Source organism: Synechococcus sp. SynAce01 (genome assembly GCF_001885215.1).
Classification (GTDB): Bacteria; Cyanobacteriota; Cyanobacteriia; order PCC-6307; family Cyanobiaceae; genus Regnicoccus; species Regnicoccus frigidus.
In genome coordinates, this window is sequence record NZ_CP018091.1 from 2,704,512 (window position 1) to 2,730,434 (window position 25,923).

At 62.4% G+C, this 25,923-nt stretch carries 26 protein-coding genes; 15 read left to right on the top strand and 11 right to left on the bottom strand.

Annotated features, from left to right (window positions below):
* The first annotated feature begins 103 nt into the window (after positions 1–103).
* From BM449_RS14060 to BM449_RS14070, 3 genes are all read left to right on the top strand, one after another.
* Positions 104–1,789, top strand: coding sequence for a penicillin-binding protein 2 (locus BM449_RS14060; RefSeq protein WP_083544688.1), 1,686 nt, complete (start codon positions 104–106; stop codon positions 1,787–1,789).
* 63 nt (positions 1,790–1,852) lie between these two features.
* Positions 1,853–3,034 (top strand): transaldolase, encoded by a 1,182-nt coding sequence (locus BM449_RS14065; protein ID WP_071801747.1) that lies wholly within the window; start codon positions 1,853–1,855, stop codon positions 3,032–3,034.
* Positions 3,035–3,091: 57 nt separating this feature from the next.
* Entirely contained in the window at positions 3,092–3,469 is a 378-nt protein-coding gene (locus BM449_RS14070; protein WP_071801748.1) for a Crp/Fnr family transcriptional regulator, read from the top strand.
* Here the strand turns inward: BM449_RS14070 and BM449_RS14075 are convergent.
* The 5 genes from BM449_RS14075 to BM449_RS14095 are packed head-to-tail and all read right to left on the bottom strand — an operon-like array spanning position 3,447 to position 7,803.
* Positions 3,447–4,589, bottom strand: coding sequence for a geranylgeranyl reductase family protein (locus BM449_RS14075; RefSeq protein WP_071801749.1), 1,143 nt, complete (start codon positions 4,587–4,589; stop codon positions 3,447–3,449). The genes BM449_RS14070 and BM449_RS14075 overlap by 23 nt on opposite strands.
* On the bottom strand, positions 4,586–5,125 hold the full coding sequence (gene frr, locus BM449_RS14080; protein WP_071801750.1) for a ribosome recycling factor: 540 nt from the start codon (positions 5,123–5,125) through the stop codon (positions 4,586–4,588). Before frr ends, BM449_RS14075 begins: the two co-directional genes overlap by 4 nt.
* Before the next feature lie 33 nt (positions 5,126–5,158).
* The gene (gene pyrH / locus BM449_RS14085; RefSeq protein ID WP_071801751.1) at positions 5,159–5,872 is read right to left on the bottom strand and encodes a UMP kinase; all 714 of its coding nucleotides are present in this window, start codon (positions 5,870–5,872) and stop codon (positions 5,159–5,161) included.
* 52 nt (positions 5,873–5,924) lie between these two features.
* Entirely contained in the window at positions 5,925–6,605 is a 681-nt protein-coding gene (gene cobO, locus BM449_RS14090) for a cob(I)yrinic acid a,c-diamide adenosyltransferase (RefSeq protein ID WP_071802329.1), read from the bottom strand.
* 40 nt (positions 6,606–6,645) lie between these two features.
* Positions 6,646–7,803 carry a site-specific integrase gene (locus BM449_RS14095; RefSeq protein WP_083544689.1) on the bottom strand — a complete coding sequence of 386 codons (1,158 nt, stop codon included), beginning with the start codon at positions 7,801–7,803 and terminating at the stop codon, positions 6,646–6,648.
* 129 nt (positions 7,804–7,932) lie between these two features.
* Here BM449_RS14095 and hemH point away from each other — a divergent pair, with 129 nt between their 5' ends.
* The 6 genes from hemH (at position 7,933) to BM449_RS14130 (ending at position 15,144) form a co-directional block, all read left to right on the top strand.
* Positions 7,933–9,108, top strand: coding sequence for a ferrochelatase (gene hemH, locus BM449_RS14100; protein WP_071801753.1), 1,176 nt, complete (start codon positions 7,933–7,935; stop codon positions 9,106–9,108).
* A gap of 117 nt (positions 9,109–9,225) precedes the next feature.
* The gene (gene ilvB, locus BM449_RS14105; protein WP_255448119.1) at positions 9,226–11,124 is read left to right on the top strand and encodes a biosynthetic-type acetolactate synthase large subunit; all 1,899 of its coding nucleotides are present in this window, start codon (positions 9,226–9,228) and stop codon (positions 11,122–11,124) included.
* A 71-nt stretch (positions 11,125–11,195) separates the two neighbouring features.
* Positions 11,196–11,585 (top strand): hypothetical protein, encoded by a 390-nt coding sequence (locus BM449_RS14110; RefSeq protein ID WP_071801755.1) that lies wholly within the window; start codon positions 11,196–11,198, stop codon positions 11,583–11,585.
* Positions 11,582–11,833: a GIVxVP protein gene (locus BM449_RS14115; protein WP_071801756.1), complete on the top strand. Its 252-nt coding sequence runs from the start codon at positions 11,582–11,584 to the stop codon at positions 11,831–11,833. Before BM449_RS14110 ends, BM449_RS14115 begins: the two co-directional genes overlap by 4 nt.
* Before the next feature lie 72 nt (positions 11,834–11,905).
* Positions 11,906–13,099, top strand: coding sequence for a histidine kinase (locus BM449_RS14120; RefSeq protein ID WP_233830836.1), 1,194 nt, complete (start codon positions 11,906–11,908; stop codon positions 13,097–13,099).
* Between the two features lie 257 nt (positions 13,100–13,356).
* Positions 13,357–15,144, top strand: a complete 1,788-nt coding sequence (locus BM449_RS14130; protein WP_071801758.1) for an FAD-dependent protein — start codon at positions 13,357–13,359, stop codon at positions 15,142–15,144.
* On the opposite strand, the gene BM449_RS14135 is transcribed toward BM449_RS14130, so the two are convergent.
* The 4 genes from BM449_RS14135 to BM449_RS14150 all read right to left on the bottom strand — a co-directional run bounded on the left by BM449_RS14135 (position 15,083) and on the right by BM449_RS14150 (position 18,766).
* The gene (locus tag BM449_RS14135) at positions 15,083–15,445 is read right to left on the bottom strand and encodes an AbrB family transcriptional regulator (protein ID WP_071801759.1); all 363 of its coding nucleotides are present in this window, start codon (positions 15,443–15,445) and stop codon (positions 15,083–15,085) included. The genes BM449_RS14130 and BM449_RS14135 overlap by 62 nt on opposite strands.
* Positions 15,446–15,722: 277 nt before the next feature.
* On the bottom strand, positions 15,723–16,526 hold the full coding sequence (gene pgeF, locus BM449_RS14140) for a peptidoglycan editing factor PgeF (RefSeq protein ID WP_071801760.1): 804 nt from the start codon (positions 16,524–16,526) through the stop codon (positions 15,723–15,725).
* A complete protein-coding gene (locus BM449_RS14145; RefSeq protein ID WP_071801761.1) occupies positions 16,527–17,414 on the bottom strand; it encodes a Tab2/Atab2 family RNA-binding protein in 888 nt (295 codons plus the stop codon). It lies immediately after the preceding gene.
* Entirely contained in the window at positions 17,411–18,766 is a 1,356-nt protein-coding gene (locus BM449_RS14150) for a S1 RNA-binding domain-containing protein (RefSeq protein ID WP_071801762.1), read from the bottom strand. The genes BM449_RS14145 and BM449_RS14150 overlap by 4 nt, the downstream gene beginning before the upstream one ends.
* 62 nt (positions 18,767–18,828) lie before the next feature.
* Here BM449_RS14150 and BM449_RS14155 point away from each other — a divergent pair, with 62 nt between their 5' ends.
* From BM449_RS14155 to folE, 6 genes are all read left to right on the top strand, one after another.
* Positions 18,829–19,701 carry a creatininase family protein gene (locus BM449_RS14155; protein WP_071801763.1) on the top strand — a complete coding sequence of 291 codons (873 nt, stop codon included), beginning with the start codon at positions 18,829–18,831 and terminating at the stop codon, positions 19,699–19,701.
* A gap of 55 nt (positions 19,702–19,756) precedes the next feature.
* Positions 19,757–20,479, top strand: a complete 723-nt coding sequence (locus BM449_RS14160) for an aldehyde oxygenase (deformylating) (protein ID WP_071802331.1) — start codon at positions 19,757–19,759, stop codon at positions 20,477–20,479.
* A 157-nt stretch (positions 20,480–20,636) separates the two neighbouring features.
* Positions 20,637–21,689, top strand: coding sequence for a long-chain acyl-[acyl-carrier-protein] reductase (locus tag BM449_RS14165; RefSeq protein ID WP_071801764.1), 1,053 nt, complete (start codon positions 20,637–20,639; stop codon positions 21,687–21,689).
* Between the two features lie 41 nt (positions 21,690–21,730).
* Positions 21,731–22,720, top strand: coding sequence for an acetyl-CoA carboxylase carboxyltransferase subunit alpha (locus BM449_RS14170; RefSeq protein ID WP_071801765.1), 990 nt, complete (start codon positions 21,731–21,733; stop codon positions 22,718–22,720).
* A 77-nt stretch (positions 22,721–22,797) separates the two neighbouring features.
* A complete protein-coding gene (locus BM449_RS14175) occupies positions 22,798–23,508 on the top strand; it encodes an SDR family oxidoreductase (protein WP_071801766.1) in 711 nt (236 codons plus the stop codon).
* 8 nt (positions 23,509–23,516) lie between these two features.
* Positions 23,517–24,260, top strand: coding sequence for a GTP cyclohydrolase I (folE, locus tag BM449_RS14180; protein ID WP_071801767.1), 744 nt, complete (start codon positions 23,517–23,519; stop codon positions 24,258–24,260).
* A gap of 371 nt (positions 24,261–24,631) precedes the next feature.
* Here folE and BM449_RS14185 read toward each other — a convergent pair whose 3' ends face one another.
* Together BM449_RS14185 and BM449_RS14190 are read right to left on the bottom strand one after the other, a co-directional pair.
* Positions 24,632–25,120, bottom strand: coding sequence for a hypothetical protein (locus tag BM449_RS14185; protein WP_233830838.1), 489 nt, complete (start codon positions 25,118–25,120; stop codon positions 24,632–24,634).
* Between the two features lie 95 nt (positions 25,121–25,215).
* Positions 25,216–25,872, bottom strand: a complete 657-nt coding sequence (locus BM449_RS14190) for a phosphoribosylanthranilate isomerase (protein WP_233830840.1) — start codon at positions 25,870–25,872, stop codon at positions 25,216–25,218.
* Between the last annotated feature and the right edge of the window lie 51 nt (positions 25,873–25,923).

Here is a 25,923-nt window from a genome sequence, read left to right on the forward strand (position 1 = left end):
GGGGGGGCAATCTGATCGGGGCCATCGAGAGGCGGCACGACACCGCCGGGTGATTCATTTCCAGCCGGTTCCAGCGGCCCGGCTGGTGCTTGTTTTTCTGATAATGGCCACAGCCTTGGTGGGGCTGTCGATCCGTTTGGCCTGGCTGCAGGTCAAGGAAGGTGACCAGCTTCAGGCCAGGGCCAGGGCGATCCAGACCCAGCAGGTGCGTCCGATCGGCAAGCGGCGCCAGATCATCGATCGACAGGGCACGTTGGTGGCCCTTGATGAGGAGCGCTTCACCCTGTGGGCCCATCCCCGCTACTTCAATTTTCCAGGTGACGATCCCACCGCCATCCGCGGCGCCCTTGACGTGGCGGAGAAGCTCTCAGAAGTTATGGCACTGCCGGCTTCCGATCTCACCCGAACCATGGGAAGCCAGCGCAGCGGCATCAAGCTCGCCACTGACCTTGACGGGGAGACAGCCGAGCGAATCCGCGACCTCGGGATCAGTGGACTCGACCTTGAGGCGTTCCCCCAGCGGATCTACCCCCAGGGACAGTTGTTCGCCAATGTGGTGGGTTTCCTGAATCAGGACCGGGTCGCCCAGGCCGGCCTTGAACAAAGCAGAGACAAGGAGATGTGGCGGCAGGAGAGCGCCCGCTCGATGAAACGGGGGGCCGATGGCACGCCGCTTCCCGCTGGCCTCGAGGCCGGAGTGCTCTACACCGACGACCTGCGACTGCAGCTGACACTCGACACCCGCCTGCAACAGGTGGCCTACCAGGCGCTGACCCGCCAGCTCAAGGAGTGGAAAGCGAAGCGAGGAGTCGCCATGGTGATGGATGTGCGCAACGGCGAGATGCTGGCGCTGGCCTCGGCGCCCACCTACAACCCGAACCGTTTCTGGGACTTTTCACCCGCCCTGTTCCGGGAGTGGTCGGTGCAGGATCTCTATGAACCGGGCTCCACGTTCAAGCCGATCAACCTGGCGATCGCTCTCCAGGAAAAGGCGGTCAAGCCCAGCGACAAGATTAACGATTCCGGCTCCCTGATGATCGGAGGGTGGCCGATCTTTAACCATGACCGGCGCGCCAATGGCGTCATTGATTTTCCCACCATCCTGCAGGTGTCCAGCAACGTGGCCATGGTGCAGACGATGCGGCAGGTCAAACCCAGCCACTTCTGGCAATGGCTGGAGAGAATCGGGATCGACACCGTGCCTGACACCGATCTACCCGGTGCCGTGGCCGGGCAGCTCAAAAGCCGGCAACAGTTCACCAGCCAGCCGATTGAACCGGCCACCGCCTCCTTCGGTCAGGGTTTTTCGCTGACCCCCCTGAAGTTGCTTCAGCTGCACGGGATGCTCGCCAACGACGGCAAGCTGGTCAGCCCTCACATCACCCGTGGTCTGCGCTCCGGCGATGCCTTGGCTGGAGCCGCCGGTCCCGGCGAAGGGATCCAGCTGCTTGATCCCGCCGTCACCCGTCAGGTGATGGGCTGGATGGAAACAGTGGTCGAGGCGAGCAGCGGCGACGGCGTCAAGGTGGAGGGTTATCGGATCGGCGGCAAGACGGGCACAGCCCAGAAGGCACTCAATGGCGTCTACATCCCCGGAGCCAGGATCTGCAGTTTCGTGGCAAGCCTGCCGATCGATGACCCACGCTACGTGGTTCTGGTGGTGGTAGACGAGCCCCAGGGGGGCAATGCCTACGGCTCCACCGTGGCGATGCCGGCGGCCAGGGAAATCATTGAATCTCTCCTGGTGATCGAGAAGGTGCCGCCAAGCAAGCCGAAGGTACGGGGATGATCACCCGGGAGATGGCCCAGCGCCAACCTGGTTAAGTTGAAGTCTCGACAGACGCTTCGCTCCATGGCCAACTTGCTTGATCAACTCGCCGGGATGACCGTGGTGGTCGCCGACACCGGCGAACTCGAAGCCATCAAGCAATTCACTCCCCAGGACGCGACCACCAACCCGTCCCTGATACTGGCGGCAGCCCAGATCCCCCTCTATCAGGGGTTGATCGACAGCTCCTTGAAGGCTTCACGGGACCTGCTGGGCCCCGATGCTCCAGCTGAGATGGTGGTGCTTGAAGCCCTCGACGAAATCTGCGTCAATTTCGGCAAGGAAATTCTGCAGATCGTGCCTGGGCGGGTCTCCACCGAAGTGGACGCCAGGCTCAGTTATGACACCGCTGCCTCCATCACCAAGGCGCGCAAACTGATCGCTCTCTATCACGAGGCCGGCATCAGCAAGGATCGTGTCCTGATCAAGATCGCCTCCACCTGGGAGGGCATCAAGGCTGCAGAGCAGCTTGAGCTCGAAGGGATTCACTGCAATCTCACCCTCCTGTTCAGCTTCACCCAGGCCGTGGCCTGCGCTGAGGCCAAAGTCACCCTGATCTCCCCCTTTGTGGGGCGCATCCTCGATTGGTACAAAAACGACACCGGACGTGATCACTACCCCGGGCCTGAAGATCCTGGCGTGATCTCGGTGACCCAGATCTTCAATTACTTCAAGACCCACGGCTACAAAACCGAAGTGATGGGGGCCAGTTTTCGTAATACCGAGGAAATTGTCGAACTCGCCGGCTGCGACCTGCTCACCATCTCCCCCAAACTGCTTGACCAGTTGCGCCAGCAGCAAGGGGAACTGAAGCGCCGGCTGAATCCTTTCGATCCCGGCCCAACGGAACCCCGTTTCACGCTCAAGGCCTCCGATTTCGAGCAGCGCATGGCCGCGGACCGCATGGCCCACGAAAAACTCGATGAGGGCATTCGCGGCTTCAGCAAGGCCATCGAAACCCTCGAAGCCCAGCTGGCCCATCGCCTCGGTGAGCTGGAGGGTGAAGCGGCCTTCGCCCATGCCGCCCAGGAGATTTTTCTGCTCAACGATTTCGATGGTGATGGTTGCATCACCCGCGAAGAATGGCTGGGCAGCGATGCGGTCTTCGATGCCCTCGACACCGACCACGACGGCCGTCTTGCTCCTGAAGACGTGCGCGGTGGCCTGGGTGCGCCGTTGGCGGTTTCCGCCGCTGCCAGCAGCTAAGCCTGTTTTGCCCGCTGCTACCCCAGACTGGTCTGCTGATTCCACTCGGTTCTGCCCGTGAACGCTCTCGACACCATGCGCGCCCTCGCCGATCAAGGCGAAGTTCGTCAGCTTGAGCCGGGGGAAAAGGTTTTCAGTGCTGGAGAACCTGGCTCCTGCATGTTCGGAGTTTTAGAAGGCAGGGTCCAGCTCAGCTGGAATGGCGATGCCGGCCACGAGGAGATCGAAGCGGGCGATGTCTTCGGAGCCGGGGCGCTGGTGACATCCGATCACCGCCGTTACGGCGATGCCAAGGCCCTGACCGCGTGCCGGATCTTGGTGATGAACAGGGAGAAGTTCCTGTTTGCCGTTCAGGAGGCCCCGATGTTCGCGATCGAATTGCTCGGCTCGATCGACAGTCGCCTCCGGCAGCTCAAGGATTGCCTGAGGCGCTGAACAACAAGCGGCGGATCACGCGCTGGGCAATATCGCCGTAGCCCATCTCGCCGGAGAGGATCTGAGCGATGCGACGGGGAGCGGTGGGGCGCTTGATCCCCAGTTGGTAGCCGAGCTTCGGCACCCGATAAAATACCTGGGCGATCCGTCGTCCCCAGGCCATCGACTGGCCCCATTCCCGCCGCATCGTGCCGGTGTATCCCGCCAGGGCTGCCCCGTCGCCCGACAGCCAGTCGTCGAGGGAGGCAGCGGCTCTGGTGCCACTGAGCAGGGCAGGCCTGAGCCCCTCGGCCAGGAAGGGATCACAGAGCGAGGCCGCATCACCGACGACCAGCACACCAGGACCGTGCAGTCGGTGGTGGCCATCCCAGACCCGCAGGGGCCAGGACCGGCGCACACCGGCGTCAGCCGCGCAACCGAGGCTGGGCAACAGCGCAGCCATCACCTCATCGGCATTGGCCAGATCGCGTCCCAGGAACGTGCCGACCCCGATGCTGTAGCCGCCTTGACGGGGAAAGGCCCAGCAGAAGCCATGGCGCACCAGTCCGAATTCAAAGCGAGCACTGTTGGGATCGGCAACAACTCCCTCCACCTCCACCGAAAGGGCGGAGGCGTAGCGGGGCTTGAGGGCTCCGAGGCCCAGTGGAGCGTTGAAGCGACTGCGGGCCCCGTCGGCGATCACCACGGCACGGGCGAGCAGGGTGCTGCCCTGCTCGGTCCGCACGCGCCAGTGCTCGCCGCTCGGCTCGATCGACACCACCGGCGTGCCCTCGAGTAGATCGGCACCAGCCGCCACGGCTTTGGCCGCCAGAAAGGGATCCAGCACGGAACGGCGCACGATCCAGAACGGTGATTCGCCAGGAAGTTCCGCCACCACGGGATCCTCCAGGCACCAGGTGAAGCGCACCTGGTCGATCACCTGATCGACAGCAGGGCGAAGATCGAAGGGGAACCACTTCTGCACTGACGCGGCCATGCCACCGCCGCAGGGCTTGCCGCGGGGTTGGCGGAGGGCTTCAAGCAGCTTCACCTGGCGGCCCCGGGCCGCCAGGTGATAGGCCGCCGCTGAGCCGGCGACACCAGCCCCAACGACGATCACATCGGCGTCAAGCTGGCTCAAACTTTGAGAATGTCGCGTTCCTTCTCACTGAGATGCTTCTCGAGTTCGGCGATGGTGCGGTCGGTGATCTTCTGCACCTTCTCCTGTTCATCGCGGCTTTGATCCTCGGAGAGGTCACCGTCCTTTTCCTGTTTCTTGATCTGGTCGATCGCCTCACGACGAATGTTGCGCAAGGACACCTTTCCCTCTTCGGCGTACTTGGAGGCAAGTTTGCAGAACTCTTTGCGGCGATCTTCGGTCAAAGGCGGAATGTTGATCCGGATGACCTTGCCGTCGTTGTTGGGCGTGAGCCCCAGATCACTCATGGCGATGGCCTTTTCAATCAGGGCCATCGAACCACTATCGAACGGCTGGATCTGGATGGTCTGGGAATCTGGGGTCGAAAGTGTAGCCAGGGAACGCAAAGGTGTTTCGGCGCCGTAATACTCGACCGAGAGCTTGTCGAGCAGGGAAGGGTTGGCACGGCCCGTGCGGATTGTGTTGAAGGTGCGCTGGGTGGCTTCCACCGACTTGCGCATGCTCGCTTCGATATCCATGTCCATGACGTTGCAATGGGGAGAAAGCCGGAGCTAGCCGGCGGGAGTGATGCTGGTGCCGATCGGCTCGCCGGCGACCGCCCTGCCGATATTGCCCTGACCGAACAGATCGAAAACAACGATCGGGATGGAGTTGTCCTTGCAGAGGGCGATGGCTGTGCTGTCCATGACAGCCAACTCACCGCTGAGCACATCCTGAAAGGTGAGGGTGTCGTAACGGACGGCATCCGGGTGATGGGCCGGGTCCCGGTCGTAGACGCCATCCACCTTGGTGGCTTTGAACACCACATCGGCGTTGATTTCGGCGGCCCTCAACGCTGCTGCGGTGTCGGTGGTGAAGAAGGGGTTGCCGCAACCAGCCCCGAACACCACCACACGGCCCTTCTCCAGGTGGCGAATGGCCCGACGACGGATGTAGGGCTCCGCCAACTCCTGCATGTCGATGGCGGTCTGCACCCGGGTGGCCACACCCACGCGCTCCAGGGCATCTTGCAGGGTGATCGCGTTCATGACTGTGGCCAGCATGCCCACGTAATCAGCCGTGGCACGCTCCATGCCGGCGGCCGAACCTTTAAGGCCGCGGAAGATGTTGCCTCCACCCACCACGATGGCCAACTGGGTGCCAGAGGCAACAACCTCAGCCACATCGCTGGCAATCGACTGCACGATGGCCGGATCGATGCCGTAGCCCTGATCTCCCATCAACGCTTCGCCGCTGAGCTTGAGGAGGACTCGCCGATAAGCCATCGGGTTCAGCGCTCGGCTCGTTCAAACGGCCGAACAGTAGCAACGCTCCGGCTCAATACTCGATACCGACCTGCGCTTTGATCCCCTTCTCGCGGAATGGGTGGCGCACCAGCCGCATCTCCGTGACCAGGTCGGCACGCTCCAGCAGGGCCGGCGGCGCCCCACGACCGGTCAAGGCCACATGGGTGAGCTCAGGGCGCCGGTCCAGGCCTCCAAGCACCTGATCAAGCTCCAGGTAGCCCAGTTTCAGGGCCACGTTGATTTCATCGAGCACCACCAGCTTGCGTTGGCCATCGGCCAGATGGAGCAGCGACTGCTGCCAGGCCTCCTGGACTAATTGCCGGTCCCTGTCGCGGTTCTGGGTTTCCCAGGTGAAGCCTTCCCCCAGCGACTGCCAGACCAGGGCATCGCCGAAGATCTCCAGGGCTTTGGCCTCTCCCGGCTGCCAGCCGCCCTTGATGAACTGGACGACGGCCACCCGCTCGCCATGGCCGAGGGTGCGCAACACCAGACCAAGGGCTGCCGTTGTCTTGCCCTTGCCATCGCCGGTGAACACCAGCACAAGCCCCTGCTCAAGATTGCGCTCCCCCACGCGCTGCTGCTGCACCTCCTTGCGGCGCTCCATCCGCCGCCGGTAGCCCTCGGCATCCGGCTCGGGTGCCAGTACCCCACCCGGGCCGAGCTCGGCGGCCTGGCGATCGAGTCCAGCGACGGCGGAATTGTGGTCAGCCATGGAATTCAAACGGGGATGGGCTGGTTGCACTCTGGCCGACTCAGGCCACTCGGCGCCTGGCCAGGGCCGCATCCACCGCCTGTTGCTGGTCGCGACGGGTGATCCAGTGGTGGTAGGTGCGGGTGTGAATCGTCACGGAGTGACCCATCATCCGGGCCGCCACGGTGTCAGGCAGGCCGATGTGGATCGTGCGCACGGCCCAGGCGTGGCGAAGGTCGTAGGGGGTGATCGGCAGGTCGTAGCGGCGGAACTGCTCGGCCACCCGGCGGCCCACCTGCTGGAGGGTGGTGCGGGTCAGATCGGTACGCACCGCCGGCAGGGCACCGGCTGCTTCCACCAGTTTCGGCAATTCGAAAAGCTCCACCCATTCGGGATGGAAGGGCCAGACCTGATGTTCACCGGTCTTGCTGGTGGGCAGCACCCGCAGTACGCGGTCGCCGCCTGGCGCCAGGGGGGAGAGATCGCAGAAAAACACCTCGTGGTTGCGCAGGCCATAGGTCGCCATCAAGCCATAGGCCAGCCGCCAGGCAGGGTTGGGGATCCGGGCCACATGCGCCTGGACGTCGTCATCGCTGGGCAGCTGGCGGAACTGGGCTTGATGGAGCCCGTAGCCACCGGAGCGTTCCCCCCAGTCCTCGGCGAGGGAGAGTCCCAGTTGGCGGCCAAGGGCGGCCAGGGCGGTGCCGCATTGCTGCCGGCTGCGGCTGGCCGCCGGATAGCTCTCCAACACCTGAAGGAAGAGATCGGGGTCGAGTTGCCGGTGCTGACGGGTGGCTGCCGCCAGCAACCGTCTCAGGTACGGGAGGTAGGCCCCCTGCCAGGTGGAGCGGCTGCCGGACGGATGGCGGCGGCGGCGTGGGTCAGCAAAGAAGCTGGCCTCGAAATGCTCGAGCACCGCCGCAGTTGAAGCCGCAGTTGAAACCGTGGATGGCTCCGACGTGGGCGGGCTGCTCGGATGGCTCCAGGCCTGCCAGTCGAAGCGCTGCTGCTGAAGCTGCTGCTGCAGGCGGCGCAGGTCGCGGCGGGCCTGGGTGAGGCCTGCCGCAGTGGCGGGTAAGCCGAGACTGATCCGCTGGACGGGAAAGTTGCCACCACCACGCCTGCACGGCAAGGGGCCCCGCAGCACCAGACGCTGGCCACGCCGCTCGAGCCGCAGGGACACCCCACTGGCGGCCAGCAAGTCGTTGTGCCGCCTCAGTTCCGAATCAAGCGCAACCTGGTCCAAAGCCGTTGCCGGGGCACGGCCGACCCTATCGATCCAGGCCAGGGGCGGCCAGGGGTCGGCGGGCGGCGTTACGCTCAGCGCTAATGAAGGAGTCGTTCGGGCATGGCCAGGGTCGGCGTGGTGCTGCTGAACCTCGGTGGGCCGGAGCGAATTGAAGATGTCGGCCCGTTCCTTTACAACCTGTTTTCGGATCCGGAGATCATTCGCCTGCCGATACCAGCCCTACAAAGGCCTCTGGCCTGGCTGATCAGCACCCTGCGCAGCGGCAAGTCACAGGAGGCCTACCGCTCGATCGGTGGGGGCTCTCCCCTGCGACGCATCACCGAGCAGCAAGCGCGCGAACTCCAGAGCGAACTGCGCCAACGCCACGTCCAGGCCACCACTTACGTGGCCATGCGCTACTGGCATCCGTTCACGGAGTCTGCTGTTGCCGATCTCAAGGCTGATGCCGTTGATGAGGTGGTGGTGCTTCCCCTCTATCCCCACTTCTCGATCAGCACCAGCGGCTCCAGCTTCCGGGAGTTGCAACGCCTCCGCCAGGCCGACCCGGAATTCAATCGGCTGCCGATCCGCTGCATCCGCACCTGGTACGACCACCCCGGTTATGTGCAGGCCCTGGCCGAACTGGCCGCCACCGAACTGAGGGCCTGCAACGACCCCCCTACGGCCCATGTCTTTTTCAGTGCCCATGGCGTTCCCAAGAGCTATGTGGAGGAAGCGGGCGATCCCTACCAGCAGCACATCGAAGCCTCGACCGCCCTGGTGATGGCCGAGCTGGAGCGTCAGCTCGGCCATCACAATCCCCACACCCTCGCTTATCAAAGCCGGGTCGGTCCGGTGGAGTGGCTCAAGCCCTATACCGACGAAGCCCTGGTCCGCCTTGGTGGCGAGGGCGTCAAGGAACTGGTGGTGATCCCGATCAGTTTCGTGAGCGAGCACATCGAAACCCTCGAGGAAATCGACATCGAGTACCGGGAGATCGCGACGGAAGCTGGAATTCAGAATTTCCGCCGGGTCCCGGCCCTCGATACCTACCCCACCTTCATCAAAGGCCTGGCCGATCTGGTCGAAACCGCCCTCGCTGGACCGGAGGTCAACCTCGATCAAGCTGCCAAGCTCCCCACCAAGGTCAAGCTCTACCCCCAGGAGAAGTGGGTCTGGGGCTGGAACAACAGCTCCGAGGTCTGGAATGGGCGGCTGGCGATGCTTGGCTTCTCGGCTTTTCTGCTTGAACTGATCAGCGGCCAAGGCCCTCTGCATGCCCTTGGCCTCCTCTAAGCCGGCACAACCGCTCACTCGATCCTGGAGATATCTTGCGGTGCATGGTCAAGAGCTGCCGCTAACGTCCACCCAGACCTTAATGTTAGCTCTCTAGATGAGTGCGTCCCTGCTGCCGTGACCCTCACGTCCGTTCCCACCACAAGCCAAGTTTCCGTCACGCAGTCGGAAGCTGATCAGGCTGCTGAAGTCCAAGCAGCGGTCCATCCCTTGCCGGTGACCATGAGCGGCGCCGAAGCCCTGATGGATGCCCTGCATCGTCACGACGTTCAGCACATTTTTGGCTATCCGGGCGGCGCCATCCTGCCCATTTACGACGCCCTGCATCAGGCCGAAGCCAAGGGCTGGCTCAAGCACATCTTGGTGCGCCACGAGCAAGGTGGCACCCATGCTGCCGATGCCTACGCCCGCTCCACCGGCCGGGTGGGGGTGTGTTTCGGAACCTCAGGCCCCGGCGCCACCAATCTGGTCACGGGCATCGCCACCGCCCAGATGGATTCGGTGCCGATAGTCGTGATCACCGGCCAGGTGAGCCGCGCCTCGATCGGCACCGATGCCTTCCAGGAAACCGACATCTTCGGCATCACTCTGCCGATCGTGAAGCATTCCTGGGTGGTGCGCGATCCAGCCCAGATCGGTCGGATTGTTGCTGAGGCGTTTCTGATCGCCTCCACCGGCCGGCCCGGTCCGGTTCTGATCGATGTCCCCAAGGATGTGGGTCTCGAAGTCTTTGCCTATGAGCCCGTCGAACCGGGCAGCGTGATTCCGAAGGGCTATCAGCTGGCAGCTCCACCCAGGCCCCAGGTCATTGACCAAGCACTTGAGCTCATCCGAAACGCCAGGCGGCCGTTGTTGTACGTCGGCGGCGGCGCGATCAGTTCTGGCGCCCACGAAGCGGTGAAGCGGCTGGCTGAACGCTTTGAGCTGCCTGTCACCACCACCTTGATGGGCAAAGGCTCCTTCGACGAACGCCATCCCCTGGCCGTGGGCATGCTGGGCATGCACGGCACGGCCTACGCCAACTTCGCCGTCACCGAGTGCGACCTGCTGATCGCTGCCGGTGCCCGCTTCGATGACCGCGTCACCGGCCGGATCGACAGTTTTGCGCCTCGCGCCCAGGTGATCCACATCGATATCGACGCCGCCGAAGTAGGGAAGGTGCGACTTCCCGAGGTGCCGATCGTCTCGGACGTGCGCCTGGCCCTTGAGGCCCTGTTGGCAGCCTCAGCCGATGAACCGGCCTCTCAGCGCACCAGGGCCTGGCTGGAGAGGATTGAGAGCTGGAAACAGCATTACCCCCTGAATGTGCCTGAAGAAAAGGGCGCCATCGCCCCTCAGGAAGTTCTGATCAGCTTGCGGCAGCTGGCACCGGAGGCGTTCGTCACCACCGATGTCGGCCAGCACCAGATGTGGGCGGCCCAGTACCTCAACAACCCTCCGCGCCATTGGATCAGCAGCGCCGGTCTGGGCACGATGGGATTTGGCTTGCCGGCGGCCCTTGGCGTGCAGGTGGCCCATCCCGGTGAGGCGGTGATCTGTGTGGCGGGCGATGCCAGCATCCTGATGAACATTCAGGAGCTCGGCACCCTGTCGCAGTATCAGCTGCCGGTGAAGGTCGTGATCATCAACAACGGCTGGCAGGGGATGGTGCGCCAATGGCAGGAAAGCTTCTACGGCGAGCGCTATTCCGCTTCTGAAATGGTGGCGGGCATGCCTGATTTCCCCGCCTTAGCCGAAGCCTTCGGCGTCAGGGGGGTTCTGATCACCGAGCGCTCCAGGCTTAAGGAACAACTGGCTGAAGCCTTCGCCCATCCAGGTCCCGCTGTGATCGACGTACGGGTTCGCCGCAACGAGAACTGCTATCCAATGGTCCCGCCTGGCGCCAGCAACGCCCAGATGGTCGGGCTGCCCAGCCATCCAGAACTCGCGATCGACACCACCCGCGCGTGCGGCTCCTGTGGATCGAGCACCGTCAGCGCCCATCTCTACTGTCCCAGCTGTGGCGCCAAGCTCTGACGCCCTCCTCTCCGCCAAGCACACGATCCCGTTCAATCGCCCAGATCCTGAGACTAGGCCTGGGCCTGGCCATGGCTTTGCTTGTTTTATTCGGCCAGGTTGCGGTGGTGGCTGCCGCCGAGGTCCTGCAAGTCCGGAGCGGAAACCTGTTGCAAGTCGGAGATCAGAACCGCAGCTACCCGGTGCGCCTGGGTTGCATCGCCGTCGATCCCGCTGATTCCCAGGCTGCCGCTGAGTGGTTGCGACAACGGTTGCCACGCCAAGCCCGGGTCAACCTTCGTCCGCTGGGCTCAGAGTCGGGTGTGTTGATCTCCCAGGTGACCCTTCTCTCCAGCGGAGATGATCTCGGTTCAGGCCTGGTGGGAGCTGGCCTGGCCAGGCGCCTCTCCGCTGAGGCGGCACCGCTGGCCTGCCCCGACCCCAGCCCAGCAGAGCTGACAACCCAAACGAGACAGGAATGAGTCTGAATCGCACGGCCAAAGGCATCGTGCTGGTGCCAAGCCTGCTTCTGGGTGGGGCCTTTCTCTCCGCAGGGGTTTGGCTGCAGGGTGAGGCCGCTGCCAACCGCACTCTGGCCCTGGCGCTGGGTGGTCTGCTGCTGGCAGCCGGGTTGTTGACCCAGCTTCTGCCCGAACCGCCCCAAGCCAGCCCAGAGCCGACGCAGGGGCAGAGCGAGCAGAGCAGCCCCACAGATGAGTCACAGCCATGAGCCGAGCAGGCCTTGGCTACCGAAACGGCCGATAGCCGCCCCTCTACCCTGCCAAGACAGGTTGCGACAACCATGACCACAGGTGGGGATGCTCCCAGTCCCAGCACCGTTGAAACGGGGACCAAGCCCTGGGCAGCCCGGCCGGGGGTCTGGGGGTTGGCCGCCAGCTTGGTCGGGGTGCAAGCCCTGGTGGCCAGCGGCGCTCTCAGTGCCCAGGTGCTAGTGCTCCTTCCCGCCAACGGGCCGGTGGCCAAGGGCAATGATGGGCTTCTGCGTGGGTACGCGCTGGCCATGGATGAAGCCAGAGCGTGTGACGCCAGAACCCCGTCAACAGAACTGGGATGGTTGCCGGTAGGTCAGGATCCCAGACCGCTGTTCGAGGGCAGAACCACCCCGAAACTGTTGGTGGCACCGGCGGCCGTGTCGATGCTTCCCTACGGCCTGCTAGCCCAAGACAGAAGGATCAACGTGCTGTTTCCGCTGCAGCGCGGTGACTCACTCCAACGACTGCCCGGCCAGCTCGGGGCCGATTGGCTCTGGCCCGTGTCGCCGGCCCGGAGCCTGGAAGCAGACCGATTGGCCCGGGGTCTGCTTGAGCAGGAGAAAGCGAAGGTGATGATCATCCATGACGGCAGCGTCGAACAAAAGGCCCTGGCCGATCGCTTCACCGAGACGCTCGCAGGAGGCGGCGGATGGGTGGTGGGTCCCACAAATGCTCCCCTCGCCGTCCCCAAAACCGACAAGGAAGCGATCGAACAGCTGAGTGAGGATGTGGATTGGTACAAGCCCCAGTCCCTGGCCGTGATGGCAGCTCCGGGGGGTGCTCTGGCCAAGGCCGTACTCAGCGCCCAATGGCCCGCCAACTTGACCCTGGTCTGGCCCTTTCCCGTCAAGGAGCCGCTGGCGACGGCCCAGCTGGGAGTTGAACCGCTCAGCCAGGGAGCTGGCTGGAGCCGCTTTGCGAAGGCTTTCCAGGCCCGTTTTGGCTTTGAACCAGGCCTGGTTGAAGCGGCCGGTTACGACACCGGCCAATTGGCCGTTCTGAGCGCCCAGGTTGGAGGCGATGACGGCCGTTGGCAGCTGAGCTGGCTGGATCCAAAGGCTCCTCAACTTGAGCTTTGTGCTGCCCTCAAAGCCCTTGGAAGTGGCTCGCCGCTGGCTGTCAAAGGCGCCGGCAGCCGCCTGGACCTATCCCCTGGCCTCTCGCCAACCGGAGAGATCCGCCTGACACCGCTCGCACCCGCCGTTCAACAGGCGGAAGGCTGAACGAAACGGGGAGCCGCGCCACCCTGGGAATCCGCTTGTGGGCTCACTTGAGCCAGTTGCCAAACCAGGACCGCATACGCGCTGTAGCGAACAACGCTGAACACAGCCAACGCGACGCAGAGAGGGCAATGGCTCAAACCCATGGAGATCGCACCACCGAGCCGCTTCAAGGTCCCCAAGCTTGGCAGTGGGCAAGCGGATCCGAGGGCGAGCTGCTGAAATGGTCGAGAAGTGACATCCCTTGACGGGCAGGCAGCGTGCTCCGGCTGAGCGAACTCAAGCTGCCACTTGATCACAGCGACGGCGATCTGCGTCAAGGGGTGCTGAAGCGCCTCGGAATTCCCAGTGAAGACCTGGTCGATCTGCGCGTGGTGAAGCGCAGCGTCGACGCCCGCAAGCGTGAGGCCATTCAATTCAGCTACAGCCTGGATCTCGAGCTGCGCGATCCAGATCGAATCCTGAAGCGCTTTCGCCGCGACCCCCAGCTCAAGCCCAGTCCGGACACGACCTACCGGTTCGTGGGCCATGCCACGGCGCAAGACGGCGGCAACGCCCTGCGGCCGATCGTGATCGGGGCTGGGCCCTGCGGCTACTTTGCTGCCCTGCTGTTGGCCCAGATGGGCTTCCGCCCCCTGCTGCTGGAGCGTGGCAAGCCGGTGAAGGAGCGCAGCGCCGACACCTTCGGATTCTGGCAAGGAAAGCGGCCGTTCGACCCCGAATCCAACGTGCAGTTCGGCGAGGGTGGAGCCGGTACTTTCTCGGATGGAAAGCTCTACAGCCAGGTGCGCGATCCCCAGCACCATGGCCGCAAGGTGCTGGAGGAGTTGGTGGCCTGTGGTGCCAACCCCGACATCCTCAGCCTGCATCGCCCCCACATCGGCACCTTCAAGCTGGCCACCGTGGTGCGGGGGCTGCGCTCCCGGATCGAAGCCCTGGGTGGCGAAATCCGCTTTCAGTGCAAGGTCGAGCAACTCGAGACCGTAATGGCGACCGACTCGGGCACCCAATCGGAGCTCCAGCGTGTGGTGGGGGTGCGCCTGGCTGATGGCCAGGTCTTGCCAGCCGATCAGGTTGTGCTGGCCGTCGGTCATAGCGCCCGCGACACTTTCGCCATGCTGCACCGCCAGGGTGTGGCCATCGAAGCCAAGGCGTTTTCGATCGGGCTGCGGATCGAGCATCCCCAACCGATGGTCGACCAGGCTCGCTGGGGGGCCTTCGCCGGCCATCCACGTCTGGCCGCTGCCGAGTACAAGCTTGTCCATCACTGCCGCAATGGACGAACCGTCTACAGCTTCTGCATGTGCCCAGGGGGCCTGGTGGTGGCCGCCGCCTCCGAAGCAGGCCATGTGGTGACCAACGGCATGAGTCAGCATTCACGCAATGAGCGCAATGCCAACAGCGGCATCGTTGTGGGGCTGGAGCTCAGTGACCTGGCTCCATTCGGCTCTGGGCCTGGGGATCCCCTGGCAGGGGTGGCGTTCCAGCGTCACTGGGAAGCCAGAGCCTTCGCTCTCGGCGGTAACAGCTATCGGGCCCCCTACCAAAGAGTTGGTGATTTTCTGGGCAAGCAGACCGTAGGCAAACAGAACAAAGCCAAACAGACAAACGACAAACAGACAAACGAAACGTTTGGGTCGAAACCCAAGCTCAGGCCAGAACCATCACATCAGCTTGTTCCACAACCCTCCTATGAGCCGGGGGTGATCTCAGCCGATCTGGGTGATTGCCTGCCCGACTTTGTGACCGAGGCCATCCGCGAAGCATTGCCAGCGTTTGAGCGCAGCATTCCTGGCTTCAGCAGGGCTGACGCCCTGCTCACGGGAGTGGAGACACGTACCTCCTCTCCCGTGAGGATTCCCCGCGGGGAGAACCTGGAGAGCCTGAATACCCTGGGGCTCTATCCCGCCGGCGAAGGAGCTGGCTATGCCGGCGGCATTCTTTCGGCGGCGATCGACGGGATCAAGGTGGCAGAAGCTCTTGTGCTCACTCGTCTTCTTCTTCAGCGCCAAAGGGGACCAGGCGAATCTGCTTGCGACCTAGTTTGATTTCAAATTCATCGCCTGGCTTGAGATCCAGCAAGCTGGTGTAGGCCTTGCCTACCAGCAAATTGCCATTGAACTGAATTTTGGTGGTGAAGCTGAGCTTGCGTCCCCCCTTGCCGACCTTGGAGCCAAGACCAAAATCCACACCCTTGGCGTTGAGGAGTGCTTCATAGAAGGCGGTGAAGTTCAGGCGCTCACTGCCATCTTTCTTAGCTGAGACATAGCCACAGGCGCGAACAATATCAGATTTGCCCACGTCCCCCAACTCTTTGACTTTAGCGAGCAGATCGTTACCGGTAAGCATGTTGTTTCAGTTGACGCATAAACTTTATTGTATAAGGCAGTCGTCCATCTGGCAAGTTTTCGCAATGATTTCCCGGCCTGCTCAAGTGATCCCAGCGATCCCAGTGGGCATGATCCAAACAGTGCAACAAGTCAAAACAACGCGTCAATGCAGCCAGCGCATGCATGACGGCTGCAGCACTGAATGATCAGAACGCAGGCAACGCTTCGGAGCGGTGTTCGGAAATGAATACTCAGCATCAAACATCGCCCACTTCGAATGATCAGCCTTGGGGTGATCAGCCTTGGGAGACAATGCCACTCCATTGCACCGCTTTGACCTGGTCGCGGCGCCAGGAATGGAACAGGAGTGCTTCCGCCACGGTGCAAAGAGGGCAGACCGTGATCTGGGACTCCAGCAGACCTTCGAACTGCAGTTGGCCAAGGGTCGCCGCTCGGATGTCCAGGCGGTAGCGGCCGGGTTCTGGATCCTCCAGCAGGGCCCCAGCGCGCGCCAACACGGCCAGAGGATCGGAGGACGCTTGCCGCTCCAGGCTTCTTGCCACCTGCAGGGCCACATCCGCCTGCACCTGATAGGCGGAGCCACTGATCGCCGGACCGAGGGCCACCAGAAGATCCTGACGACGACTGCCGAAGCTCTCCAGGTGACGAATCGCCTCGGGAAGAATGCGCCCCGCCACTCCTCGCCAGCCTGTGTGGCAGGCCGCCACCCGTCCGCTGACTGGATCGGCCATCAGCACCGGCGTGCAATCCGCGCCACAAACCCACACACTTTCGCCGCCGCCCAAGCTGAACAGGCCATCGGCCTCCGGCCAGGGCTCTGCGCTGGCCTGATCCGACCCCAGCACCACAGCACTGTGGATCTGGCGGGTCCGGTGCACGCTCACGCCGGCGCTGATCGCTGCTGACAGCTCTCGAGGACCACGCCCCGCCCACTGGCGTGTGAAGAAAGCATGTTCGAAATCCGCTAGCAGGTCGGCCTGCAGAAAGGTGCCGCCGTAGGTGCCGACCCAGGTCCAGCCCGGCAGGTTGTTGAAGCCCAGATCGGGCCGATCGAATGGGGGTTCGAGGGCTTCAGCCACTCAGAGTTCCGGCAAGTCACGCAGCAGCCAGAAACCATCGAAACGCTCCGAATCAGGATCGCTTTGCACGGCAATGAACTGCATCCCGTGGGCCTCGGCTCGGGACGCCTCGAAGGCCTTGCTGGCGGCGTCGGCTTCGGCCTGATCCACGGCGCCAAGCAGCCAGCAATTCTCCAGGCTCGCCTCAAGCAACAGCGAGGAGGCACCAATACGCAGACGCACCGGTTCGAGTCCGGCCATCCAGCCGGCGATGGCCAAGGCCCGGCTGGCACTGAACAGGCGAATGCCGGGAACCACAGCCTGATCAGCCAGTCCATCGGGCAGGCGCAGCAGCCCATCGAAGCCAATGTCCCAGTCGGCGGCCTCCCGCAGCGCTACCGCCGGCAGGGTGGCCCAGCTCCAGTTGTCACCCCTGACCGATTCGGGCAGTTGCACCGGAGGCTGAGGTACCGGTACCGGCACCGGAGCCAGGGGACCGGCCATGTAGCCCGGTTCTGCGGGATAGACCTGAAGCTCCCGTTCGCGCAGCCATTCGACCAGGGCATAACAGCGGCGACTGGGCACAACCTCCAGCCCGATCGCCTCGGCCGCCCTTTGCACCATGGTTCGCATCGAAGCGCGCCAGCAGCGAAGTCGGCGAGGTGTGCGGTACCCCTCCAGTGCAGCGGCGGCGATCGCCTCAAGCAGGGCTTCCTGGAGCCAGATCGAATTGACGCTGCTGGCGGGACAGAGCTTGACCCAACGGAATCCGGCATCGCTGCCGGCAAAGGTCGGCGTGGAGCAGATCAGAAGCTCCCAGCGTTTCTTGCCATCGGCCTCCATGACGGGGCGTGAGTAGTAGTCGAGTTCCCAGTCAGCGGCGACTGCAACGGAGAGGGCGCTGCTCATCCGGCGGTCTGCTCCTGCTGGCGCTTGGCATTGCGGGCTCTCGAGGCCCGGTCCTCGGCTTCCGCCATCACCTTGTCCTTGTCAATCAGCAATTCGCCGGGCTGGTTCTCAAGCAACGCTGTGCTCAGGCCGATGCGGCCCCGGGAGGGATCGATCTGGGTGATCAGTGCCTTGAGGCGATCGCCATGGCCAAACACCTCGCCCAGCTCCCTCAGGCTCCCGCCGGTGACGGAAGAACGGTGCAGCAGGCCGCTGACACCACCGAGATCCACGAACAGGCCATAGGGCTTGACCGCCACGACCTGACCTTCGACCAACTGCCCCACCTCCAATTCCTGAAAGCGAGCCGCCGTGGTTGCACGCTTTTCCGAGAGCACCAATTTGCGGGTCTCGAGGTTGACCTCCAGGAAAGCAACGCCCAGGGACTGACCCACCAGCTCATCGTGCGACTCGCCCCGCAGCAATTGCGAGCGCGGAATGAAAGCCCGCAGCCCTTCGAGATCACAGGTCACGCCGCCGCGGTTGAAGCCACTGACTTTGACCTGAACGACCTTGCCGTCCTTCTCCATCTGTTTGACGTGCTCCCAGCTCTGACGCAGGGCGAGGGCGCGGGCACTCACCGTGACCATGCCATCGGCGTTCTGTTCCCCGGTGACGAGCACTTCGACCGCAAGCCCCTTGGGGAAGCGTTCCTTGACATTGACGATCACCCCAAGGCCGCATTCGCCCTTCGGCATGAAGCCGGGCGCCTTGCCACCGATGTCGACGTAGACCCCATCGCTCTCGACGGTGATCACCACGCCCTTGACCACTTCACCGGTGGCGCCCACTGGTTCGTTCTCATCGAGAGCGGCCAGGAACGCCTCTTCATCAAAGTCGAACTCATCGACCGTGCGGGCCGGCCGGGCAGAGGATTTCACAGCGCCTTCCTCTGCTCCGGCAGCCCCACCCTTTCCGGCAGTAGCCCCGCCCTTGGAACGGCCCGGACCCAGCAGGTCGGCCATGGTCAATCCTTCGAAGCTGGCCGTCTCGAAGCGTTCGTCATCGGAGAGCAGTGCCGCTGCGCCACTGCTGGCTGAGGCAACGGCCTTGCGGGGCGCATCGGGTCGGGCCGGTTCAGTGGCTCGTTCCTTCTGTTCCAACACGTGGGGGCTGGCGGCAGAGCCCAGACCTGAATCAGCGCTGGCGGCGTTGGCAACGGTTGCCGGCTCCTCTTCCTTGCGGCTGAGATGGAGCAGCTGCAGCGGTTTGCGCAGGGGAGTCTGGGGCTGGAGACGGCTGGCGGAAGGGGGAACGGGCCGCAGCGATTCCCCCTGGGGCTGCTGCGTTGACTGCTGCTCGGATCCGGCCATGGTCCCCACGGAACACTGGTAGTTCCACACTGTAAGGATCACGAGCTCGGAGACCTTCAGCCATGGCAAGCGCTGCCCCAGGCGATGGTGCCGCCTCAGCCGATCCTGCCGGGACGAAACCGCAACGGGCCCTTGAGCGGCTCAGCTGGCCTTCGGTGCAAAAGGCCGCAGCGCACCCAGGCAGCACCGTGATCTGGCCGTTCGGGGCAATCGAGCAGCACGGTCCCCACCTCCCCCTGGGAACCGATGCGCTCTTCGCAGAGAGGATTCTCGAGGCGGTGCTCGATAGCCTGCCCGCCGACCTGCCGATCTGGCGTCTTCCGCTCTCCAGCATTGGCTTCTCGCCGGAGCATCGGGGCTTCCCTGGTACCCTCAGCCTTCCTGCTGAAACTGTCATCGCCCAGGTGATGGCCGTTGGTGAGGATCTGGCGGCCACCGGCTTCAAGCGGTTGCTGTTGTTCAACGCCCATGGCGGCCAGATCGCCCTGCTGCAGGTGGCAGCGCGGCAGTTGAGAGCCAGCCGGTCCTCCCTGGCCGTGCTGCCCTGCTTTCTCTGGAGCGGACCACCGGGGCTGGACGCCCTGGTGCCCGAACCCGAACGCAGCCAGGGGCTCCATGCCGGCCTGGCTGAAACCAGCCTGATGCTGCACCTGGCCCCCGAGCTTGTAGGAGCCGAGCGGCCGGTGGATGGCCAGCTCGATGGCTGGGGAGCTGGGGGTGGAGCAGGCGGTGGGAAACCCCCACCGCCTGGGTGGAGCCTGGAGGGGGCTGTACCCACGGCCTGGCTGACAGCGGATCTCTCCACCTCCGGGGTGATCGGTGATGCCCGCGGCGCCAATGCCCAGCTGGGTGAAGCCCTCTTCAACACGCTGGTGCACGGCTGGAGGCAGCTACTGGAAGGGCTCCTCAGCAGCAGCTGGCCCCCGGGGGATTGAACCGTTTCGTCCCATGATGGTTACAGTTGTGATCTTCACTGACTTCCTGGTTGCCATGCCCGTTGCCGAGAGCACCACGGACCATCTCGACACCCCCCTTCTGGACACCCTTCCCGACTTCACCACCAGCGCCTACAAGGACGCTTACAGCCGCATCAATGCCATCGTGATCGAGGGGGAACAGGAAGCCCACGACAACTACATCTCGCTGGGCACCCTGATTCCAGATCAGGCCGAGGAGCTGGCGAAGCTGGCCCGCATGGAGCTCAAGCACATGAAGGGATTTCAGGCCTGTGCCAAAAATCTCAGCGTCATCGCCGACATGCCTTTCGCTGCTCGCTTTTTCTCACCGCTGCATGGCAATTTCCAGACTGCCCTTGCCGAAGGCAAGGTGGTCACCTGCCTGCTGATCCAAGCGCTGTTGATCGAAGCCTTCGCGATCGCCGCTTATCACATCTACATTCCCGTCGCCGATCCCTTTGCCCGCAAGATCACCGAAGGAGTGGTGAAGGATGAGTACACCCACCTGAATTACGGCCAGGAATGGCTCAAGGCCAATCTTGAGGCCAGCCGGGCTGAGTTGGAGGTTGCCAACCGCCAAAATCTCCCCCTGGTTCGCCAGATGCTGGATCAAGTGGCCGCCGATGCTGCCGTGATCGGCATGGAGAAGGAAGGTCTGATCGAAGATTTCCTGATTGCCTATCAAGAGGCCTTGGGCGAAATCGGCTTCAGCAATCGCGAGATTGCCCGCATGGCCGCCGCTGCTCTGGCAGGCTGAACACCTCGCTTCAACCATAGTCTCGAAGCCAAACCATGGCCCTGATCCGTCGGGGCCATGGTTCTGTGTCTGCGGCAGCGATGTATCGTGCGCAACCAAGCGGCTCCAAGACCACGGTCTCTCTGCAAAGGGTTCGCTTCCCAAGGGTTCGGTTTTTATGTTCGGTTTAATTGGCCACTCGAGTAATTTCGAGGAAGCGCGTCAGAAAGCCCGCGATCTCGGCTACGAGGAGTACGCCGATGGCGATCTCGACATGTGGTGCAGCGCACCGCCTCAGATTGTTGAAACGCTGAGCATCACCAGCGCCACGGGCCAGACCATCGAGGGCAGCTACATCGATTCCTGCTTTGTACCGGAGATGTTGTCTCGGTTCAAGACGGCGACTCGAAAGGTGCAGAACGCCATGGAGCTGGCCCAGAAACAGGACATCGCCATCACGGCACTGGGAGGGTTCACCTCGATCATCTTCGAGAACTTTGATCTCTCCAAGTTCCAGCAGATTCGCTCCACCACGCTGGAATGGGAGCGCTTCACAACTGGCAACACCCATACCGCCTGGGTGATTTGCCAACAAGTTGAGATCAACGCCCCTTTGCTTGGAATTGATCTGAGTACGGCCAAAGTTGCCGTGGTTGGCGCTACCGGTGACATCGGCAGCGGTGTCTGCCGCTGGCTGCAACAGAAAACCGGCGTTGGCGAGCTGCTGCTGGTGGCCCGTCACCAGCAGCGGCTGCTCGATCTCCAGACCTCCCTTGGAGGTGGTCGCATTCTTGCGCTTGAGGAGGCACTTCCGGAAGCTGATGTGGTGGTTTGGGTGGCGAGCCTTCCCCAATCACTGACCATCGATCGGGAGACCTTGAAAAAGCCTTGCCTGATGATTGATGGGGGCTATCCCAAAAACCTTGACAGCAAAGTGGCCGGCACCGGCATTCACGTTCTCAAAGGCGGAATCGTTGAATTCTTCAGCAACATTGATTGGAAGATGATGGCTGTGGCTGACATGGAGAATCCCCAACGCCAAATGTTTGCCTGTTTCGCTGAGGCGATCTTGCTGGAATTCGAAGGTTGGCATACCAATTTCAGCTGGGGGCGCAACCGCATCTCCATCGACAGCATGCAAACCATCGGCCAGGCCTCCATGCGCCATGGCTTCAAGCCCTTGGGGCTCAATCCGGCGACTCTTCCCCTTCTGGCCAGCACGGCTCACTGAAACAGACGCCCTGAACGTTTCCCACTCCCCTGCTTTCGCCGATGGCCCGACGACCCTTGCTGGAATTCGAAAAGCCCCTGGTGGAGCTTGAGGAGCAGATTGAGCAGATCCGTCAGCTCGCCAAGGATTCTGAAGTCGATGTCAGTCAGCAACTCCTCCAACTCGAAACCCTGGCCACCCGCCGGCGCGAGGAAATCTTCAGTGCCCTGAGCCCCTCCCAGAAGATTCAGGTGGCCCGCCATCCACAGCGGCCCAGCACGCTCGATTACATCCAGGTCATCAGCGAAGAATGGCTGGAATTGCATGGCGACCGCCGTGGCTCTGATGACCAGGCGCTGGTGGGGGGCATCGGCAGAATCGGCGACCAACCCGTTGTGCTGCTCGGCCACCAGAAAGGACGGGACACCAAGGAGAATGTGGCCCGTAATTTCGGCATGGCCTCACCGGGCGGCTATCGCAAGGCCATGCGTCTGATGGACCATGCCGATAGGTTCCGCCTGCCGATCCTCAGCTTCATCGATACTCCCGGCGCCTATGCGGGTGTGTTGGCAGAGGAGCAGGGCCAGGGAGAGGCGATTGCCGTCAATCTGCGGGAGATGTTTCGCCTGCGGGTTCCGGTCATCGCCACCGTGATCGGCGAAGGGGGGTCCGGCGGCGCCCTCGGCATCGGTGTCGCCGACCGCCTGTTGATGTTTGAGCACAGTGTCTACACCGTGGCCAGCCCGGAAGCCTGTGCCTCGATTTTGTGGAGAGATGCCTCCAAAGCGCCGGCAGCGGCGGCGGCACTGAAAATCACCGCCGCCGACCTGCTTCAGCTCGGGGTCGTCGATTTGGTGCTGCCTGAACCCTCCGGAGGCAACCACTGGTCACCGGTCCAGGCGGCCAACACCCTGCGTGAGGCCTTGCTGGAGCAGTTGACCGAGCTCAAGGCGTTGAGCGAATCGGAGCTGCTGAAGCAGCGCTACGACAAGTTTCGGCGCGTCGGTCGCTTCATTGAGGCAGAGGCCACAGATTCTTCGCTAAGCACTTAAAATTCTTACGGTACGTGTTGATTTTCTGAAACCTTGGCTGAAGCCGTGTCTGAAAGTGTGTTTGAAACGGTGATGGTTTGCCTGCTGTCCTGATCACCGGTGCCTCAAGGGGCATCGGTGCTGCTGCAGCAAGACGTTTTGCAGGTGCTGGCTGGGATCTTTTGCTCTTGGCCCGTTCCAGCTCCGAACTTGACGACCTGGCTGAATCGCTGCGATCCTGCGGTCGTCAAGTTGGGGTCGTCTCGGCCGATCTCAGCGTGCCTGAATCCATTCAGCGATCCATCCAGGAATTGCTTTCCTTTGGCATCACACCCAGGGTCGTGATCAACAATGCAGGAGCCGCTTACACCGGATCACTTGCCGAGATGACCCTCAAGCATTGGCAATGGTTGATCCAGCTCAATCTCACCAGCGTGTTCCAGGTCTGTCAGTCCGTTTTGCCGATTTTACGGCAATCGAAAGATGGCTTGATCATCAACGTGAGTAGCCATGCAGCCCGCAAGGCCTTCCCCGAGTGGGGGGCTTATTGCACATCAAAAGCTGCGCTCGAAGCCTTCAGCCGATGCCTCTCCGAGGAGGAACGTGGTAATGGCGTTAGGGTCAGCACCCTGACGCTTGGTGCGGTTGACACCCCCCTCTGGGGTACGGATACCGTCCATGCCTCCTTCGACACCCGTGCCATGCTTGCAGCAGATCAAGCGGCTGAAGCCCTGCTGTTTATGGCTCAGCAACCTTCTTCCCAAGTGGTCGAAGATCTGACCCTCATGCCCGCCACTGGCGCGCTCTAACTTCTCCCATGACCTCCACTCTCCCGACCAATCCCTTTTCCCTGGCCAAGACACCGGAGGTGGGACCTGCCCCCGTGAGCCTCCGCATTCGCGAGCGCCTCCAAAACTCCGGGGTATCCTTCTTCGCCAATGACAACATCGCCGACCATCTCCTCGATGGAGAGCTCGACCAGCTGGAGGTTGAGGTGGCTGGCAAGGTGCGGGAAATGCTGCGCAGCCTGGTCATTGATATCGACAACGACCACAACACGGAAGAAACGGCTGAACGGGTTGCCCGTATGTACCTCCACGAGGTATTCAAGGGTCGCTACCACAAGCAACCCAAGATTGCCAGTTTCCCGAATGTCAAAAAACTTGATGAGATTTACACCGTAGGACCGATCAGTATTCGTTCTGCTTGTTCCCACCACCTGGTACCCATCCTTGGCAATTGCTGGATTGGCATCAAACCAGGTGATCGGGTGATCGGTCTTTCCAAGTTTGCGCGTGTTGTTGATTGGGTGTTCTCAAGGCCACACATCCAGGAAGAAGCTGTCATGATCCTGGCTGATGAGATTGAACGTCTTTGCTCACCGCAGGGCTTAGCGATTTTGGTCAAGGCCCAGCACTACTGCATGAAGTGGCGTGGTGTGAAAGAACCCCAAACCAGCATGGTGAATTCCGTCGTTCGTGGAGATTTCCGCCACGACCCTAGTCTCAAGCAAGAATTCTTCGAGTTGGTGCGCCAACAGGAATCGATGCTGTCCACCTGATAGCAAGCTGACTCCAGAACGAATTCAAGCCTTTCTTGACGAGAGCGATTTTGAAGGCGAAAGCGTTCTTGAATCGCTCCAGCAAGACCTTATTGCAATGACAGGCCTTCCTTCAACAAGGAAGGCTTTTCATGTCTTGCTACTCTTGGCACTCAGCGCAGAGGACAGCTTTAGGGTTCAAACTGTTTGAATATAATATTTTCAATCCGGCCTATTTGATTGAATATGACCTTTTTGGATGCTATCATTTTGGATCTGACCTATTAGGACTAAACTGGCTAGAATCAAATACAATTTACAATTAAATCCAAGGAAAGGCCAAAGAAAGAGTCAAAGTTTGAATTGCAGCCGGCATTAGGCCGGTTCCACCGTTAAGGCTGAACAATCGGTCCCAGTGGTTTTGAGCTCTGCCGCTGTGTCGTCTCCCCGGATTGGATCACCGAAACAACCATCAATTGCTGGTCTAAATCGGCCGTTGTGACCACATAAGTGGTTCCTTCGGCGCCTTCGATCAGCTGCCAGACCTGCTGATCTGGCGCCAGGCGATACCAATGGAACTCTGATGTGGTGGCCGGAAGTGAGGCTGTCAGCACAGCTCCAACCAGCGCAGGGCCACTAAGCAGAACCTGCTCAACGGCTTTCATCTGTTGATCGATTCCACCCTCTATCGCCTGGTCGGCGCTGATGGCCTGGCGCAGGATTTTGATCTGCTGCTCCGGGTCTGTGCTCAATCCCGGCACGCACTGGAGGCTTCCGTTGACCAGCTGGCAGCCGGGCAGCATGCCCTGGGCGCTGGCGATAACAGGGAACAACAACAGGACCAGCAGGGCACGCGCTGGGGAACGAAAGAACAGGGTCAAGGCAGGCTGAGCGACGGGAGGGGTCGTGAGAATGTGGTTGGTCATTGGGCAATCCTGGCTCCCATCGCCAAACACTGCCACTTCTGAGGCTCGCATCAATCCAGGCCCGCCCCCTTGACGCTCTTCACCAGCTGGATTACCCGCGCGAGGTCCTTGTCCCCGGGGGCAAGTTCCAGCGAACTCGACGCATCGAGGCCATCGGGTTGGACCGCGCTCAGAACCGCACCCACCGTTTCCGGCGAAATACCGCCCGCCAGCCACCAAGGCACCCCAGGGCGGAAGCCTGCCAACCATTCGAGCGGGATCCGCCGGCCACTGCCGCCGAGCTGGCCCGGCACCCAGGCATCGAGCAGCACCGCTTCGACCACCCCGCTGTAGGCATGCACCTGGTTGAGGTCACTGGGCTTGGCGATGCGCAGGGCCTTCCAGAGGGGACAGCCCAGCAGGGTTGACAGTTGCACGCATCGCTCCGGTGTCTCCTGGCCATGCAGCTGAAGCAGCGCATGGCCGCCCTGCTCGGGGCGTAACGGATCAAGATCCCCGTCCTCCGGGTCTGCGACCACCAGCACACCCCGGCAGTGGGGGTTGGCACGCCCCATGGCCCCAAACAGGGCCGGGCGCTCCGCCGGATTCAACCAGCGGGGGGTACCCGGCACAGCAATCACTCCGAGGGCATCCACGCCGAGAGCCGCCACCGCCGCCGCCTGATCCGCTCGGCGCAGGCCACAGATTTTCAGCAACGGAGCAGGCACGGTGTGGATGGAGCGGAAGTGTTTCTAGGATCAGGCCTTGACGTCTTCAGG